General features: G+C 65.4%; 10 protein-coding genes and 1 pseudogene. 4 read left to right on the forward strand and 7 right to left on the reverse strand.

The genetic code is table 11. The annotated features are described in order from the left end of the window. Positions 1–484 precede the first annotated feature (484 nt). On the forward strand, positions 485–913 hold the full coding sequence (rnk, locus tag JKL46_RS31760) for a nucleoside diphosphate kinase regulator (RefSeq protein ID WP_201842172.1): 429 nt from the start codon (positions 485–487) through the stop codon (positions 911–913). A 159-nt stretch (positions 914–1,072) separates the two neighbouring features. On the opposite strand, the gene JKL46_RS31765 is transcribed toward rnk, so the two are convergent. Further along, positions 1,073–1,936 carry a type 1 glutamine amidotransferase gene (locus tag JKL46_RS31765; RefSeq protein WP_201842174.1) on the reverse strand — a complete coding sequence of 288 codons (864 nt, stop codon included), beginning with the start codon at positions 1,934–1,936 and terminating at the stop codon, positions 1,073–1,075. Positions 1,937–2,056: 120 nt separating this feature from the next. Here JKL46_RS31765 and JKL46_RS31770 point away from each other — a divergent pair, with 120 nt between their 5' ends. Further along, a complete protein-coding gene (locus JKL46_RS31770; RefSeq protein WP_201842176.1) occupies positions 2,057–2,962 on the forward strand; it encodes a DMT family transporter in 906 nt (301 codons plus the stop codon). 249 nt (positions 2,963–3,211) lie between these two features. On the opposite strand, the gene purU is transcribed toward JKL46_RS31770, so the two are convergent. From purU to JKL46_RS31790, 4 genes are all read right to left on the reverse strand, one after another. Continuing rightward, positions 3,212–4,084: a formyltetrahydrofolate deformylase gene (gene purU, locus JKL46_RS31775; protein WP_201842178.1), complete on the reverse strand. Its 873-nt coding sequence runs from the start codon at positions 4,082–4,084 to the stop codon at positions 3,212–3,214. A gap of 76 nt (positions 4,085–4,160) precedes the next feature. After that, the gene (gene serA / locus JKL46_RS31780; RefSeq protein ID WP_201842180.1) at positions 4,161–5,753 is read right to left on the reverse strand and encodes a phosphoglycerate dehydrogenase; all 1,593 of its coding nucleotides are present in this window, start codon (positions 5,751–5,753) and stop codon (positions 4,161–4,163) included. Positions 5,754–5,952: 199 nt separating this feature from the next. Continuing rightward, positions 5,953–7,125 (reverse strand): phosphoserine transaminase, encoded by a 1,173-nt coding sequence (locus JKL46_RS31785; RefSeq protein ID WP_201842182.1) that lies wholly within the window; start codon positions 7,123–7,125, stop codon positions 5,953–5,955. Between the two features lie 100 nt (positions 7,126–7,225). Next, on the reverse strand, positions 7,226–7,573 hold the full coding sequence (locus JKL46_RS31790) for a hypothetical protein (protein ID WP_246529674.1): 348 nt from the start codon (positions 7,571–7,573) through the stop codon (positions 7,226–7,228). A gap of 1,045 nt (positions 7,574–8,618) precedes the next feature. On the opposite strand from JKL46_RS31790, the gene JKL46_RS31795 reads away from it, so the two are divergent. Together JKL46_RS31795 and JKL46_RS31800 are read left to right on the forward strand one after the other, a co-directional pair. Continuing rightward, on the forward strand, positions 8,619–9,905 hold the full coding sequence (locus tag JKL46_RS31795) for an efflux RND transporter periplasmic adaptor subunit (protein ID WP_201842186.1): 1,287 nt from the start codon (positions 8,619–8,621) through the stop codon (positions 9,903–9,905). Between the two features lie 171 nt (positions 9,906–10,076). Continuing rightward, positions 10,077–13,238 (forward strand): efflux RND transporter permease subunit, encoded by a 3,162-nt coding sequence (locus tag JKL46_RS31800; protein ID WP_201842188.1) that lies wholly within the window; start codon positions 10,077–10,079, stop codon positions 13,236–13,238. A gap of 232 nt (positions 13,239–13,470) precedes the next feature. On the opposite strand, the gene glmM is transcribed toward JKL46_RS31800, so the two are convergent. Together glmM and JKL46_RS31810 are read right to left on the reverse strand one after the other, a co-directional pair. Then, the gene (glmM, locus tag JKL46_RS31805; RefSeq protein ID WP_201842190.1) at positions 13,471–14,826 is read right to left on the reverse strand and encodes a phosphoglucosamine mutase; all 1,356 of its coding nucleotides are present in this window, start codon (positions 14,824–14,826) and stop codon (positions 13,471–13,473) included. A gap of 226 nt (positions 14,827–15,052) precedes the next feature. Continuing rightward, a pseudogene (locus tag JKL46_RS31810) lies at positions 15,053–15,709 on the reverse strand (ATP-dependent zinc metalloprotease FtsH); the annotation flags it as partial.

The raw sequence follows: 15,709 nt of genomic DNA on the forward strand, positions 1-15,709 counted from the left end.
ACCCACGTCTTGAGGAACCGCCGCGCTGGATAAGACGTGGGTGCCCGGGACAAGCCCGGGCATGACGGCGCGGGTGTCACGACGGCGCAGGGTGGGATGACGCAAGCGGCGGCTTGCCGTCATTTGACAAACTTGGCCGGGTGTAGGAGCCTTCAGCCCATCATGTTGAGCCTTCTGCGATACCGTCGCGGCCTGCATCGGGCGGGCAACCTCATCGCGGGCACGTAGCCCCGAGCTCAACGCGCGCTTGCGCTCCGGGCTCGGGGCGCTCCCAATCAGCTCATTCCTTCGACGGCCTATGGAACCGGATGCCGCCTCGTCCGGCACGGCACATCCTCGCCGGCTTCGCGCTCGTGCTGTGCGCAGACCGCGATGCCGAGGCATGAGAACTGCAATTCATCATCGCAACCGCCGGAATCCGACGACGGTCCGGCACACGTGCAGCGCCTCCCGCTGCTGCACATCCACGAACAGGAAGCATCACATGTCCAAGAAAACAGCCGCCACGGCAAAGCCACGCATCACTCTGACCGCGGCGGATCACGAAAAACTTTCGACCCTCGCGGACGCGGCTCTGCATACGATGCCGGACGTGGCACGGGAACTCGCCGATGAACTCGACCGGGCCCATGTTCTGCCTGAAGGCAGGCAGCGGGCCGACGCCGTCCATATGGGCTGCGAAGTCGACTTCCGCGACGACGTGACCGGACGGGTGCAGACGGTCACCCTGGTCTATCCGCACGAGGCCGACATTTCGAAAGGAAGGGTCTCGGTGCTGACGCCGATCGGAACCGCGCTCATCGGGCTCCCGCTTGGGCAATCGATCGATTGGACCACCCGCACCGGCGAACGCAAGCGCCTCACGGTCCTGCAGGTGAGCAGGCCCAAGGCGGAGGAGCGGGAGCCTGCCTGAGCAGGCTTGTCCAGGAATGATCGTGAGATGACGCCCTTCTGCGTCATGGCCGCACTTGTTGCGGCCACCCACGTCTTCCGAACCATAACGGTGCAAAGACGTGGGTCCCCTGGACAAGCCCGGGGATGACGGGAGAGGGTTCAAGGACGCGCCTTCCGGTCAGGCCCTTCCCCTCGCGCTCTTTCCCGTCTTCACACGGTGCTCGATGAAGTTGCGGATTTCGCGGGTGCGGCGCTGCGGGTCGAGGATTTCTTCATCGATGCCATAGCGCCAGGCGAGATCGAAGCGAGACGGATCCTTGCCCAGCGCGGCGAGATCCTGCGCATAGGCGATGGCGTCCTCCTTCGTGCGGCAGAAGCCTTCGCGCACGAGGATGTCGGTGCGGCGGTTCAGGATGACCGCAAGCTCGCCGAGAGAGAATTCCGGGTGATACTGCACGCCCCAGAACACGCCGCCGTCCTGGCGGATCTCGGCGGCCTGGACGGGCGATACCGAATTGCCGGCCAGCACCGTGCAATCCCCCGGCAGCGTCGTGACCGCATCGAGATGGATCGCCGGCGCGTCATAGACGGCGGGGCGGCCCTCGAGAAGTGGATGGGTCCGCCCGACATCGGTCGGCATCACCTTGCGCGCGATGCCCACCTCGCGCCCGAGCGGGTTCGGACGCACGTCGCCGTCAGCCGCGACCGCGGCGATCTGCAGCCCCCAGCACGAGCCGAAGGACGGGGTCCGCGAGGTATAGACCGCCCGCATCAGGTCGATCTGGCGCAGGATGTCGGGGGTGCGGTCGTAAAGGTTGAGATGCGAGCCGGTGAGCACGATGCCGTCGTAGGATTCGAGCCCCGCCGCATCCGGCAGGTTCGCGCCCTCGTCCGCCGGAAGGGCGATGTCGCACACGGCCTCGCGCTCGATCGCCTGGATCACCTCCGCATAGGATTCGGAGGGCGTGAGTCCATAGGATTCTCTGTGGACCTGCCTTGCGTCCCGCGTATTGCCCTCGACCACCAGAAACCGTAAGCCCATGCGTCACCCGCTCCGTTCGGTGCCGGTTTAGCCGAACGGCGGGCGGCGGCAAGTGCAATTGTATCGCACCCGAAACGGGAAACCGCTTTTGAGTGCGAGCCGCCAGAAGGTCCGGCCCTCATGAAAATCCTGCATTCACTCTGGAAGAGGCTGTGGGGACAGGCCTATCTGCTGCTGGTTCTCACCACCCTCATGTGGGCCGGCAACGGGATCGCCGGGCGGCTTGCCGTGGACCAGATCTCGCCCATGGTGCTCACCTGCCTGCGCTGGGTGATCGTGGTGGCGCTCCTGCTGCCGCTGGTCGGTCGCCAGGTGGTGGATTCATGGCCGCAGCTGAAGGAACGCTGGCTCTTCACCATCCTGATGGGCATCTTCGGGCTCACCGCCTTCAATGCCCTGTTCTACGCCGCCGCCTACCACACGAGCGCGATCAACATCACACTTTTCCAGGGTTCGATCCCGGTCATCGTGCTCGCCGCGATGGTGCTCGTCTTCCGCGCCCGCGTGATCCCGCTGCAGGTCATCGGCATGGCCGTCACGCTTATCGGTGTGACCATCGTATCGGTGAAGGCTGATTGGCAGATCCTGAAGACCCTCGCGCTCAATATCGGCGATGTGTGGATGCTGATCGCCTGCGTGTTCTATTCCATCTACACGCTCGGCCTGCGCTACCGCCCTGCCGTTTCGAGCCTCGTGTTCTTCGCCGCCATCGCAGTCGTCGCCTTCGTGAGCTCCCTGCCGCTCGTCGGAATGGAGATCGTCCAGGGCACGGTGCAATTTCCGACGCCGAAGGGCTGGCTCGTCCTCATCTACGTGGCCTTCCTGCCCTCGCTGCTGTCGCAAATCTTCTTCATCCGCGGCGTCGAGCTGATCGGCCCGGCGCGGGCCGGCCTCTTCGTCAATCTCGTGCCGGTCTTCGGCGCGCTGCTCGCAGTGATGATTCTCGGCGAACCCTTCGCGCTTTATCACGCCATCGGCCTCACGCTGGTGCTCGGCGGGATCTGGTTGGCGGAGAGGAAGGGGTAGAAAAGACATTACACTCGACGTCATGGCCGTCCCCAGACTTGATCCGGGGATCAGTCCCGGCCATCCACGTTTTCATTCCCAACTTCTCAACCTCATCCTGAGGAGGTCGCGAAGGAGATTCCAGTGCACTCTGGAACCTCCTTCGAGACGCAGCCTCGCTGCTCCTCAGGATGAGGCGAGAGGGTGTTAAAACGGGATCACCGGCACAAGGCCGGTGATGACGTGGGGGATGGGAGCAGGCCGAACATGCTAATCCGCGAACACCACCGTCTTACGGCCGTTGAGCAGGATGCGGTCTTCCAGGTGGTAGCGCACGGCGCGGGCCAGCACGCGGCGTTCGATGTCGCGGCCCTTGCGCACGAGATCCTCGGCCGAGTCGCGATGGGTGATCGATTCCACGTCCTGCGCGATGATCGGGCCCTCGTCGAGATCGGAGGTCACGTAATGCGCCGTCGCGCCGATCAGCTTCACCCCGCGCGTATGGGCCTGATGATAGGGCTTGGCGCCCTTGAAGCTCGGAAGGAAGGAATGGTGGATGTTGATGCAGCGCCCGACGAGCTTCGCGGCGAGGCCGTCGGAGAGCACCTGCATGTAGCGTGCGAGCACCACGAGATCGACCTGCGCGTCGCGGATGATCTCCCAGACGCGCGCTTCCTGTTCGAGCTTCGTATCCTTGGTGACGGGAAGGCAGTGGAAGGGAACGCTGCCGAGATCCACATGGCTGTAGGTCTCGGCCGGATGATTGGCGATCACGCCGACGGGCTCGAAATCCAATTCGCCGATGCGCCAGCGATAGAGAATATCCGCAAGGCAATGGTCGAACTTCGAGACCAGCAGCATGACGCGCCGCTTCACGCTCGGATCGCGCAGGGTCCAGGTCATCCCGAAGCGCTCGGCGAGCGGCGTGAAGCCGCTTTTGAGCGCCTCAAGATCGCTCTTTCCCGACACGGGATCGAACACGACACGCATGAAGAAGCGATCCGTCTGCGTGTCGTCGTATTGCTGGGCGTCGAGGATGTTGAGACCGGCCTCCGACAGATGCCCCGCCACGGCGGCTACGATACCGGGACGGTTCGCGCAGGCGAGCGTCAGGACGAAGCGTTGCGTCGGGGAGGATGCCATCTCGAACTCCTCTTGATCCTTTTTCTTTGCATCTTCTCTTTCGGCGAACCGGTGTCCACTTCGCCGGAAGATGCAATTAAAAGCGCACGGCGCGGGCGCGCTTGACCTGCGGGATATCCTCGATCAGGCGCAGCAGCTCGTCGGAGACCGGCTGGTCGACCGAGACGAAGCAGATCGCATCGCCGCCGGGCTTGTCGCGGCCTAGCGCGAAGGTCGCGACGTTGACGCCGGATTCGCCGAGCAGCGTGCCGAATCGACCGATGAAGCCGGGCTTGTCGTCGTTGCGCACATAGATCATGTGCGGCGCAAACTCCGCATCGACCGCGATGTCGCGGATCTCGATGACGCGCGGCTTGCCGTCCTGGAACACGGTGCCGCCCGCATGGCGCGACATGTCCTCGGCATCGACGACGATGCGCACGAAGCTCTCATAGTCGCGGGCCGCGTTCTCGCGCTTGACCTCTTCCACCGTGATGCCGCGATCCCGCGCCACCAGCGGAGCCGAGACCATGTTGATGTCCTGCAGGAACGGACGCAGCACGCCGGTCACCGCGGCGGAGGTGAGCGCGCGGGTGTTCATCTCCGCGACCGCGCCCTCGTACTCGATGCGGATGCCCTTGATCGGCGCTTCCGTGAGCTGGCCGAGGAAGGAGCCGAGCTTTTCGGCAAGCGCCACGAAGGGTTTCAGGCGCGGCGCTTCCTCTGCCGTGATCGAGGGGAAGTTCACCGCGTTCTGGATCGCGCCCTGGAGCAGGTAATCCGACATCTGTTCGGCCACCTGCAGCGCCACGTTCTCCTGCGCTTCCGATGTGGCGGCACCCAGATGCGGCGTGCAGACCACGTTGGGATGACCGAAGAGCGGATTTGCGGTCGCCGGCTCCTCGATGAACACGTCGAAGGCGGCCCCTGCCACGTGTCCGGAATCGAGGGCTGCGCGCAACGCCGCCTCGTCGACGAGGCCGCCGCGGGCGCAATTGACGATGCGCACGCCCTTCTTGGTCTTGGCGATGTTTTCGCCTGAGAGCACGTTCTTCGTCTTTTCCGTCATCGGCACGTGCAGGGTGATGATGTCGGCGCGGCGGAGCAGCTCGTCGAGCTCGACCTTCTCGACGCCGAGCTCGATGGCGCGCTCCGGCGACAGGAAGGGATCGTAGGCGATCACCTTCATGCGCAGGCCGATGGCGCGGTCGGCGACGATGGAGCCGATATTGCCGCAGCCGATCACGCCGAGCACCTTCGCCGTCAATTCGACGCCCATGAAGCGGTTCTTCTCCCACTTGCCGGCCTGCGTCGAGGCATCGGCCTGCGGGATCTGGCGCGCGAGCGCGAACATCATGGCGATGGCGTGCTCTGCCGTGGTGATGGAATTGCCGAAGGGCGTGTTCATGACGATGATGCCCTTCGCCGTCGCGGCGGGGATCTCGACATTGTCGACGCCGATGCCGGCGCGGCCGATCACCTTCAGGTTCGTCGCCTGTTCGAGAATCTTCGCCGTGACCTTGGTGGCGGAGCGGATCGCAAGGCCGTCGTAATTGCCGATGATGGCGGCGAGCTTGTCCTTGTCCTTGCCGAGGTCGGGCTGGAAATCGACCTCGATGCCGCGATCCTTGAAGATCTGCACGGCGGCGGGCGAGAGAGCGTCGGAAATGAGAACGCGGGGAGCGGGCATGGTGCACCTCAGATTTGCCGCCCCTTCCACCCTCCCCTTGAGGGGGAGGGTCGGCTCGAAGAGCCGGGGTGGGGTGAACGGCGCTGTCGGTCTGAATAACTGGCGTTAGGTCCGAGGGCAGTCGGCTGAGAGTGGTGTTGCCACCCCACCCCGCCGCCCTGACGGGCGTCGACCCTCCCCCTCTAGGGGAGGGTGAAGTTCAAGCCGCTTTCGCGAGCTTCGCCTTTTCCTGCGCGAAGGCCCAGTCGAGCCAGGGCGTCAGGGCTTCGAGATCGGATTGCTCCACCGTCGCGCCGCACCAGATGCGAAGGCCCGGAGGCGCATCGCGATAGGCGCCGATGTCGAGGGCGACATTCTCCTTCTCGAGCGTCGTGGTGATGCCCTTGGCGACCTGCGCCACGGCCTCCGGACCCTTTGCGACCACGTCGGGATCGGCGATGACGAGGCAGACGCTGGTGTTCGAGGCCGTCGCCGGCACCTTGGCGAGGTTGGCGATCCACGGGGTCTTGGCGACCCAGTCATGGATGACCTTCGCGTTGGCATCGGCCTTGGCGGTCAGCGCGTTCAGCCCGCCGATGGACTTCGCCCATTCGAGCGCGTCGATGTAATCCTCGACCGCGAGCATGGACGGGGTGTTGATGGTCTCGCCCTCGAAGATGCCCTCGATGAGCTTGCCGCCCTTGGTCATGCGGAAGATCTTCGGCAGCGGCCAGGCCGGCTTGTAGCTCTCGAGCCGCTCCACCGCACGCGGCGAGAGGATGAGCATGCCGTGGGCCGCTTCGCCGCCGAGCACTTTCTGCCAGGAGAAGGTGACCACATCGAGCTTCGCGAAATCGAGTTTCTGCGCGAAGGCCGCCGAGGTGGCGTCGCAGATCGTCAGGCCCTCGCGGTCGGCCGCGATCCAGTCGGCGCTCTGTACGCGCACGCCGGAGGTGGTGCCGTTCCAGGTGAAGACCACGTCGCGGGTCTTGGTGTCGACCTGGGCGAGATCAGGCAGTTCGCCGTAAGCCGCATTGATCACGCGGGCGTCGGCAAGCTTGAGCTGCTTGACCACGTCCGTAACCCAGCCCTCGCCGAAGCTTTCCCAGGCCAGCATGTCGACCGGGCGGGCGCCGAGCATCGACCACAGCACCATCTCCACGGCGCCGGTGTCGGAGGCGGGCACGATGCCGATGCGGTAACCGTCCGGCACCTCCAGCACCTCGCGGGTGAGGTCGATGGCGAGCTTCAAGCGCGCCTTGCCGAGCTTCGCGCGGTGCGAGCGGCCGAGACTGTCGACTTTAAGGTTCTGGAGAGACCATCCGGGGCGCTTTGCGCAGGGGCCGGATGAAAAGAAAGGCGCGCGCGGACGCGCGGCGGGCAGGTTCGTCATTGCAATCCATCCTTACAGATGGGCGCCTCTCGGTGGGGAGAGGTGTCCCGCCAACCGGTATGCCGGAGCCTCGGGTCACGGTCAACAAAATTCAAGGATCTCACGATGCTGAGGGGAACCAAGCATGCTCGCGCAGGGCGAACCAGAGCCCGCCCGGATCCTCGTCCTTGGCGCCGTTGGCGAGCCATTCGCGCACCACGTTCTCGATGATCTCGCCGGGCTTCGAGCCGTATTGCGACTGCGCGATCCAGTCGTGCTCACCCTCGAGCCCGCCGCCGACGACCGGTACCGCCCCGCGCGACAGAAGCTCGGCGATGCAGCGCCGGACGTAGTCGGCCAGCGCATCGCCCTCGAGCTCAAATCCGCGACGACCATCCGGAACGATCTGCCAGAGACCAACCGCATCGTCCGGCAGTTCATTCGCAACCATCTTGATCCACTCGCTCATGGAGCGGTCGAAGTGCCTATGCCTTGGTTCTGCTGTCATTTCTGATGGACCTTGTATCCATTACTAACCACGGGATGATTATGTTGTATAACGTCGACCGTTATCCCGTGCGTCTCACTCCGCCGCACGCCGAAGATCGATCCATCGGGCCGCTGATACCACAGACCGCGATATCCCGGAGGAGACGGCACGGCACGAGCGCCTGGCATAAGTGTTTCAAGCAAGTCGCCAAACTCGGATGAGGTCATGGTGCGCGTCCGATCAGAAGCTCTCCCATGCCTGATTCCTACATGCTGCCCGTTCGGCTGGAAGATCTCCTCCATCGGCCCGCGAACGGGCTCCTGCCTTTGTAACTCCCGCAACCGAACGGCAGCCTGCAAGGCTTGCGATTCATTGGCTCGGATCGCGCCTTCCACGTCGCCATACATACTGGGCGTCGGGCGCCAGTTGGGATCGTGGCGCTGCACTTCCCGCGTCAAAGCCCGCGCCCGTGCCGCCGAAACGTCGAGACGGACCTCCTGTGCCGGCGTGGTCGCATAGTCCCGTCCGCCGATGTTGCGCGTGCCGCCCCCTCGACGAGGTCGTGCCGACACGAAGGTGGCGCGCGGACGCTCGCCTCCTCCGCCCCCATCCGTCCATTGCCCGCCATCGGAATTCCCTGCCGGCACGCGCGGCTGGCTCGGATTGAACCGCCTGAGAACAAGCGAGAGGCGCAACTGCCGGAGTTCGAGCTGGGCAAGGGTGAGGGCCTTTCGGACCGCTCTCCATTCTCGCTCCTGTGACGTTGACAACCCCATAAAACAATCCATCAAAAATATGGATTATTTCCTAGAACAAAAAGGGAACAATATCGAGCTTGCCGCAAATGCGGTGTCACGACGGAAACCTACCTTTTCGGGGGAGAGACAGATTACGAAATCGTAATACAAAACATCGTGTTTGCTGCGTTATGGTCACAGCACTTGGCATATATTGTGCTAGGACACCTTCCGACAATTACGAGCAAAAAGCCGACAAGGCCTAAAAGACTGAGTAAGGAGCGAGCATGCGTGTGTCCGGTCAACTCGCCGTCATTGCCGTGCTGGGGGCAGCAGGCTTTGGCGGCTGGTACGCCTATAAGGGCGGCCACTTGGCCAATCTGCCCGTGATCGGCGCGTATGTGAGCCAGCCCCAAGGCCAGCAGGCCGGTGCCCAGGGCGGTCCCGGCGGACGGGGCCGCGGCGGGCCAGCAGGACCCGCGACCGTCGACGTGGACGTCGTCAAGACCGGGCGCATCGTCGAGATGCGGGAATCGGTCGGCACGGTGCGTGCCTATGAATCGATCACCGTGACCGCGAAGGTGGCAGGCATCGTCGGCGAGATCGGCTTTTCCGAAGGCCAGAAGGTCAAGGCCGGGGACACGCTGATCCAGTTCGACGCCGCCGAGCGGCGCGCCGAGATCGAGCAGGCCGTGGCCGAGGCGAGCCGCGCCGAGGCGCTCCGCAACGAGGTCGCCATCAAGCTCGAACGCGCCCAGGCGCTCAGCCGCACCGGCGCAGGAACCGGCGCCCAGGTCGACGACCTGACGGCCCAGATCAAGTCGCTCGACGGCTCCATCGCCTCCGCCCGCGCCCAGCGCAAGGCAGCCGAGGCCCGGCTCGAGGACTTGATCATCCGCGCCCCCTTCGCCGGCCGCGTCGGCACCCGCTCCGTCTCCCTCGGCGCCTATGTGGCGCCCGGCACCCGCATTACCACCCTCGACGACCTGTCGAAGGTCCGCCTCGACTTCGCGGTGCCGGAAAACCTCCTGGGCCGCCTCCAGCCGGGCCAGATCGTCAACGCCACCTCCGCCGCCTATAAGGGCCGCACCTTCAAGGGCAGCGTCTCGACGATCGATCCTCGCGTCGATCAGACGACCCGCACCGCGCGCCTGACCGCCGAGTTCGACAACACGGACGAGGCCCTGAAGCCCGGCATGTTCCTGTCGGTGGCGCTCGAAGTGTCCACCAAGGACGACGCCGTCGTGGTGCCGGAGGAGTCGATCGTCAGCGAGGGCCTGCGCCACATCGTCTATCCGGTGAAGGACAGCAAGGTGGAACGCCGCGTCATCACCATCGGCCAGCGCCAGGGCGGCAAGGTCGAGGTGGTGAGCGGCCTGCAGCCGGGCGAGACCATCGTGGTGCTCGGCGTGCAGCGCGTGCGCCCCGGAGCCGAAGTCGTCGCCCGCCCGGTCGGATCCGGCGGTGCCGCTCCGACAGCTCCCGTCCCTGCGGCGAACCGGGAGCAGCCCTCCCGCTCCTCCCTGAACGTGCCGCAGGCCATCGGCAGCGCCCAGGCTGCCGAGCGGAAGTGAACCAGCTTGTTCCCCTCCCCCTTGTGGGGAGGGCCAGGGTGGGGGTGTGAGCGCTGAACTGGACCAGCGAAGCGCTGACACCCCCACCTCCAACTCCTCCCCACAAGGGGGAGGAGAGTTGTGTCGAGTTTCGTTGCGAGTCCCTCGCTCCAGTTCGGATCGAATAGAGCCATGCAGGTTTCAGACCTCTTCATCCGCCGCCCCGTCTTCGCCGTCGTGGTCAGCCTGCTGCTGATCGTGGGTGGCCTTGCCGCGCTCATGAACCTGCCGGTTCGCGAATATCCGCAGGTCGACCGGCCGGTCGTCTCGGTCTCCACCGTCTATCGCGGCGCCTCGAACGAGGTGATCGAGAGCCGGGTGACGGAGATCATCGAGGGTGCGGTCGCCGGGATCGAGGGCATTCGCCAGATCACGTCGCAGAGCCAGAACGACCGCTCCTCCGTCTCCATCGAATTCGAAGTGTCCCGCGATCCGGAGGCTGCGACCTCCGACGTGCGCGATGCCGTGTCCCGCGTCACCGGACGGCTGCCGGACGACGCCGATACGCCGGTGGTACGCAAGGTCGATGCGAATGCCTCGGCCATCATGTGGGTGGGCGTGACATCCACCTCGCTCGATGCGCTCGAACTCAGCGACTTTCTCAAGCGCGTCTACGTGGACCGCCTCTCCACCGTTCCCGGCGTCGCCAACGTCAACCTGAGCGGCGAGCGGCGCTTTGCCATGCGCATCTGGATCGACCGGCCGGCGCTCGCCGCCCGCGGCCTGACGGTGCAGGATCTGGAGACCGCCATCAAACGCCAGAACGTGGAGCTGCCCGGCGGCCGCATCGAATCGAGCCAGCGCGAATTCACCGTCAAGACCGATTCCCGCCTCGCCACGCCGGAGGAATTCCAGCAGATCATCGTCACCAACAAGAGCGGCTACCTGGTCCGGCTCGGAGAGGTGGCCCAGGTCGAGGTCGGGCCGGAGGATACGCGCTTCGAGTTCTACCAATCCGGCGAGACCGCCATCGGCATGGGCGTCGTGCGCCAGTCGACCGCCAATACGCTCGCGGTCGTCGACGGCGTGCGCAAGGAGCTGGAGGAACTCAAGTCGTCGCTGCCGCCGGGCACAACGGCCGAGATCGCCTACGACGAGAGCCAGTTCATCCGCGCCTCCATCGACGGCGTGCTGCACACCCTGCTGGAAGGCGTGGCGCTGGTGATCCTCGTGATCCTGCTCTTCCTGCGCGACTGGCGCTCCACCATTGTGGCCATGGTGGCGATCCCGGTCTCCATCACGGCGGCCTTCATGGTGATGGCCTTCTTCGGCGCCTCGATCAACGTGCTGACCCTGCTCGCCATCGTGCTCGCCATCGGCATCGTGGTCGACGACGCCATCGTGGAGATCGAGAACGTGCACCGGCGCATCGAGGAGGGCCAGCCGCCGCTGCTCGCCTCCTTCGACGGCGCGCGCGAGATCGGCTTCGCGGTGATTGCAACCACCGCAACGCTCATGGCCGTGTTCGTGCCGCTCGCCTTCATGACCGGCAACACGGGCAAGCTGTTCCGGGAGTTCGGCATCACGCTCGCCGCCGCGATCTTCTTCTCCGGCGTGGTGGCGCGGACGCTGACCCCGATGCTGTGCTCCAAGCTGATGGTCCCGGCCCATGGCCGGATCCAGCGCATGACCGAGCCGGTCTTCGAGAAGATGAACAGCGGCTACCGCTGGCTGCTCTCCCGCGCCTTGCGCATCCCGGTCGTCATTCTCTTCATCGGCTTCCTGGTGTCGCTGTCCGCCTATGGGCTGTTCCAGTCGCTGCCGAAGGAATTCGCGCCGACCGAGGATCGCGGCGCCATCATCGTCCGCCTCCAGGCGCCGGAGGGTGCCAGCCTCGACTACACCCGCGACCGGGTGAAGGAGGTCGAGCGCGCGCTCATGCCATTGCAGGAGCAGGGCCTCGTCGCCTCCATGCTGAGCCAGGTCGCTCCCGGCTTCGCGCGCCCCTCCCCCGTCAACGAGGGCATCGTGATCGTGCGCCTCGTGCCCTGGGAGGACCGCACGGAGAGCCAGCAGGACATCGTGCGCCAGATGACGCCGAAGGTGTCGGCCTTCCCCGGTGCGCGCGTGTCGGTGGTCAACCCGCCGGCCTTCGGCGGCGCAGGCGGCTTCGGCCAGCCGATCCAGTTCGTGCTCGGCGGCCCCGATTACGAGACGATCCGCGGCTGGCGCGACATCGTCATGCAGAAGGCCCAGGAGACCGGCAAGTTCGTCAACATGGACTCGAACTACCGCGAGTCGCAGCCGGACATCCGCGTGCAGATCGACCGTCAGCGCGCCGCCGATCTCGGCGTCTCGGTGGAGGATATCGGCCGCACGCTGCAGCTCATGTTCGGCGAGACCGAGGTCTCGACCTTCGTCAGCCGCGGCGACGAATATCCGGTGATCATGCGCGCCCGCGCCCAGGACCGGGCGACGCCGAACGATCTCACTAACACCTTCATCCGCGCCGCCAACGGCGAGCTCGTTCCGCTCTCGTCCTTCGTCAGCTTGACGGAATCCGCCGCGCCGCAGGCGCTCAACCGCTTCGATCGCCTGCGCTCGATCACGATCCAGTCGTCCCTCTCGCCCGGCGTCTCGATCGGCGAGGGCCTCGAGATCCTGCAGCAGATCGTGCGCGACAATCTGCCGGCGGAAGTGCGCATCGGCTATACGGGCCAGTCCAAGGACTTCCTCGACTCGACCGGCGCGATCTACATGACCTTCGCCATGGCGCTGCTCGTCGTGTTCCTGGTGCTGGCGGCGCAGTTCGAGAGCTGGATCAACCCGTTCATCATCATGCTCACCGTGCCTCTCGCGGTGACCGGCGGATTGCTGGCCCTGTTCATCACCGGCCAGACGCTGAACATCTACAGCCAGATCGGCATGATCCTGCTCATCGGCCTCATGACCAAGAACGGCATCCTGATCGTCGAGTTCTCGAACCAGCTGCGCGAGCGCGGCTACTCGGTGCAGGACGCGGTGCTCGAGGCCTCGGTGCTGCGCCTGCGGCCGATCCTGATGACCTCGATCGCCATGATCGGCGGCGCCATCCCGCTCGCCTGGTCGACCGGCGCCGGCGCCGAGGCGCGCAACGCCATCGGTTCGGTGATCGTCGGCGGCGTCACGGTCTCCACCATTCTCACCATGCTGGTGGTGCCTTCGATCTACCTGCTCCTCGGCGGCTTCACCAAGCCCGCAACTTACGTGAGCGAGATGCTCGACAAGCTGCGCGCCCAGACGGGCCAGGTCCCGCACGGCGAGGATCTGCCGTCGCATCGGAAAGAGGTTCCGCCGGCCCATCCGGCGGAGTGAGCGGAGTCAACGGACAAGTCTCTCCACTCACGTCATGGCCGGCTTGTGCCGGCCATCCCGGTTTTGTGAAGCGCTGCGTTTTTCCAATCGAGATCACCGGCACCGATCCCCGGATCAAGTCCGGGGAGGTGATGACGTGAGAGACGGATTCATGGCAGGTGCCCAGAACTGAAAAAGCCCCGGCGATCATCTCGCCGGGGCTTTTGTTTGAGAACTGATCGTGTGGTTCGCCTTAAGCGGCAGCCTTCGACGCCGCCTGGGTCACGGCCTCGACCACGTCGTCGACCACGCGGTTGACGAGGTCCTCGTTGTCGCCCTCGCCCATCACGCGGATGACCGGCTCGGTGCCGGAGGGGCGGATCACGAGACGGCCGGCCTGGCCCAGGGTCTCGCGGCCGGCCTCGATGGCCTTGATGACGGACGCTTCCTGCAGGGGCTTGCCCGACTTGTAGCGCACGTTCTTGAGCACCTGCGGCAGGGGCTCGAAGCAGTGGCAGACCTCAGAGACCGGCTTGTCCAGGCTCTTCACCACGGCGAGGAGCTGGAGCGCGGCCACGAGGCCGTCGCCGGTGGTGGTGTAGTCGGACATGATGATATGGCCGGACTGCTCGCCGCCGAGATTGTAGCCGTTGGCGCGCATGTGCTCGAGCACGTAGCGGTCGCCGACCGCCGTGCGCACGAGGCCGAGGCCCATGCCGGTGAGATAGCGCTCGAGGCCGAGATTGGACATGATCGTCGCGACGATGCCGGGCTGCGCCAGGCGGCCGTCCTCCTTCCAGGAGCGGGCGACGACGCCCATGAGCTGGTCGCCGTCGACCTTGTGGCCCTTCTCGTCGACGATCAGCACCCGGTCCGCATCGCCGTCGAGGGCAATGCCCACATCGGCGCGCAGCTCGCGCACCTTGTGAATCAGGGCGTCCGGCGCGGTGGAGCCGACATCGTGGTTGATGTTGAAGCCGTTCGGCTCGACGCCGATCGACACCACCTCGGCGCCGAGTTCCCACAGGGCCTCAGGCGCCACCTTGTAGCCGGCGCCGTTGGCGCAATCGATCACGACGCGCATGCCTTCCAGATCGAGCTGGCGCGGCAGCGTCCGCTTGGCGAATTCAATGTAGCGGGCCTGGACGCTCTCGATGCGCTTGGCGCGGCCGAGCGCGGCGGATTCGGACAGGCGCCGGGTCAGGTCGGAATCGATCAGGGCCTCGATCTGCAGCTCCATGTCGTCGCTGAGCTTGAACCCGTCCGGGCCGAACAGCTTGATGCCGTTGTCCTCGTATGGGTTGTGCGAGGCGGAGATCATGACGCCGAGATCGCAGCGCATGGAGCGGGTCAGCATGGCGACGGCCGGGGTCGGAATCGGGCCGAGGAGCAGCACGTCCATGCCGACCGAGGTGAAGCCCGCCTGGAGGGCGGATTCGATCATGTAGCCCGAGAGGCGCGTGTCCTTGCCGATGACGACCCGGTGGCGATAGTCGCCCCGCTGCTGGAACATGAGGCCGGCAGCCTGGCCGACCTTGAGGGCGAGATCCGGGGTGATCACGCCATTGGCGCGGCCACGAATGCCGTCGGTTCCGAAGTATTTACGCACGTGCTTTGTCTCCGCATTCCGTCGCGCCATGGCGCGTCTTGGCCTTTTCAAAGCAACCTCCCCGAATTCGGTCAAGGTGTCAGAGCCAATTCGCGCCATCACAAGTGATAAGCGATTGTTACATGCCCGAAACCCGGCCCTTAAGAATATTAGTACGACGAGGTAAACAAAAAGAACGCCCGCTGAAGCAGCGGGCGTTCCTTGATTTTCAGGATTTGCCGGGCTCTCAGGCCTGCGGCTGCGGCTCCATGCCGCCGTCGCTCTCTCGCGGACGGCCCCGTCCGGCGGTCGGAACGGCGGAACCGCGGGCCGGTGTCACCGTGTCGCCGGAATCGCGCACCGGAGGCTGACCATCGAGCAGGTGGCGGATCTCGTCCCCGGTGAGGGTCTCGTATTCGAGCAGGCCGCGGGCCAGGGCCTCGAGCTCGTGCGCCTTCTCGGTCAGGATGCGGCGGGCGTCGTTGAGCCCGTCCTCGACCAGGCGGCGGACCTCCGAGTCGATCTTCTGGGCGGTCGCCTCGGAGACGTTCTGCTGGCGGCCCATCTGCATGCCGAGGAAGACCTCGTCCTGGTTCTCGCCATAGGCCACCGTGCCGAGCTCCGGCGAGAAGCCCCACTTGGTGACCATCATGCGGGCAAGGCGGGTCGCCTGCTCGATGTCCGACTGGGCGCCGGAGGTGACCTTGTCCTTGCCGAAGATCATCTCCTCGGCGATGCGGCCGCCCATCATGATGGCAAGCCGCGAGGTCATCTGCTCGTAGGACATGGACAGCTTGTCCCGCTCAGGGAGCTGCATGACCATGCCAAGCGCGCGGCCGCGCGGGATGATGGTCGCCTTGTGGACCGGGTCGGTGGCAGGGACGTTGAGCGCCACGACCGCGTG

Origin of the sequence: Microvirga zambiensis WSM3693, assembly GCF_016735695.1 — a bacterium.
Classification (GTDB): Bacteria; Pseudomonadota; Alphaproteobacteria; order Rhizobiales; family Beijerinckiaceae; genus Microvirga; species Microvirga zambiensis.

Bases quoted from the DNA above. Each gene is read 5' to 3' on its own strand.
- JKL46_RS31785 (WP_201842182.1), bottom strand. From the start codon at position 7,125: ATGACGAACCTGCCCGCCGCGCGTCCGCGCGCGCCTTTCTTTTCATCC.
- rnk (WP_201842172.1), top strand. From the start codon at position 485: ATGTCCAAGAAAACAGCCGCCACGGCAAAGCCACGCATCACTCTGACC.
- JKL46_RS31795 (WP_201842186.1), top strand. From the start codon at position 8,619: ATGCGTGTGTCCGGTCAACTCGCCGTCATTGCCGTGCTGGGGGCAGCA.
- JKL46_RS31765 (WP_201842174.1), bottom strand. From the start codon at position 1,936: ATGGGCTTACGGTTTCTGGTGGTCGAGGGCAATACGCGGGACGCAAGG.
- JKL46_RS31790 (WP_246529674.1), bottom strand. From the start codon at position 7,573: ATGAGCGAGTGGATCAAGATGGTTGCGAATGAACTGCCGGACGATGCG.
- purU (WP_201842178.1), bottom strand. From the start codon at position 4,084: ATGGCATCCTCCCCGACGCAACGCTTCGTCCTGACGCTCGCCTGCGCG.
- serA (WP_201842180.1), bottom strand. From the start codon at position 5,753: ATGCCCGCTCCCCGCGTTCTCATTTCCGACGCTCTCTCGCCCGCCGCC.
- JKL46_RS31770 (WP_201842176.1), top strand. From the start codon at position 2,057: ATGAAAATCCTGCATTCACTCTGGAAGAGGCTGTGGGGACAGGCCTAT.
- JKL46_RS31800 (WP_201842188.1), top strand. From the start codon at position 10,077: ATGCAGGTTTCAGACCTCTTCATCCGCCGCCCCGTCTTCGCCGTCGTG.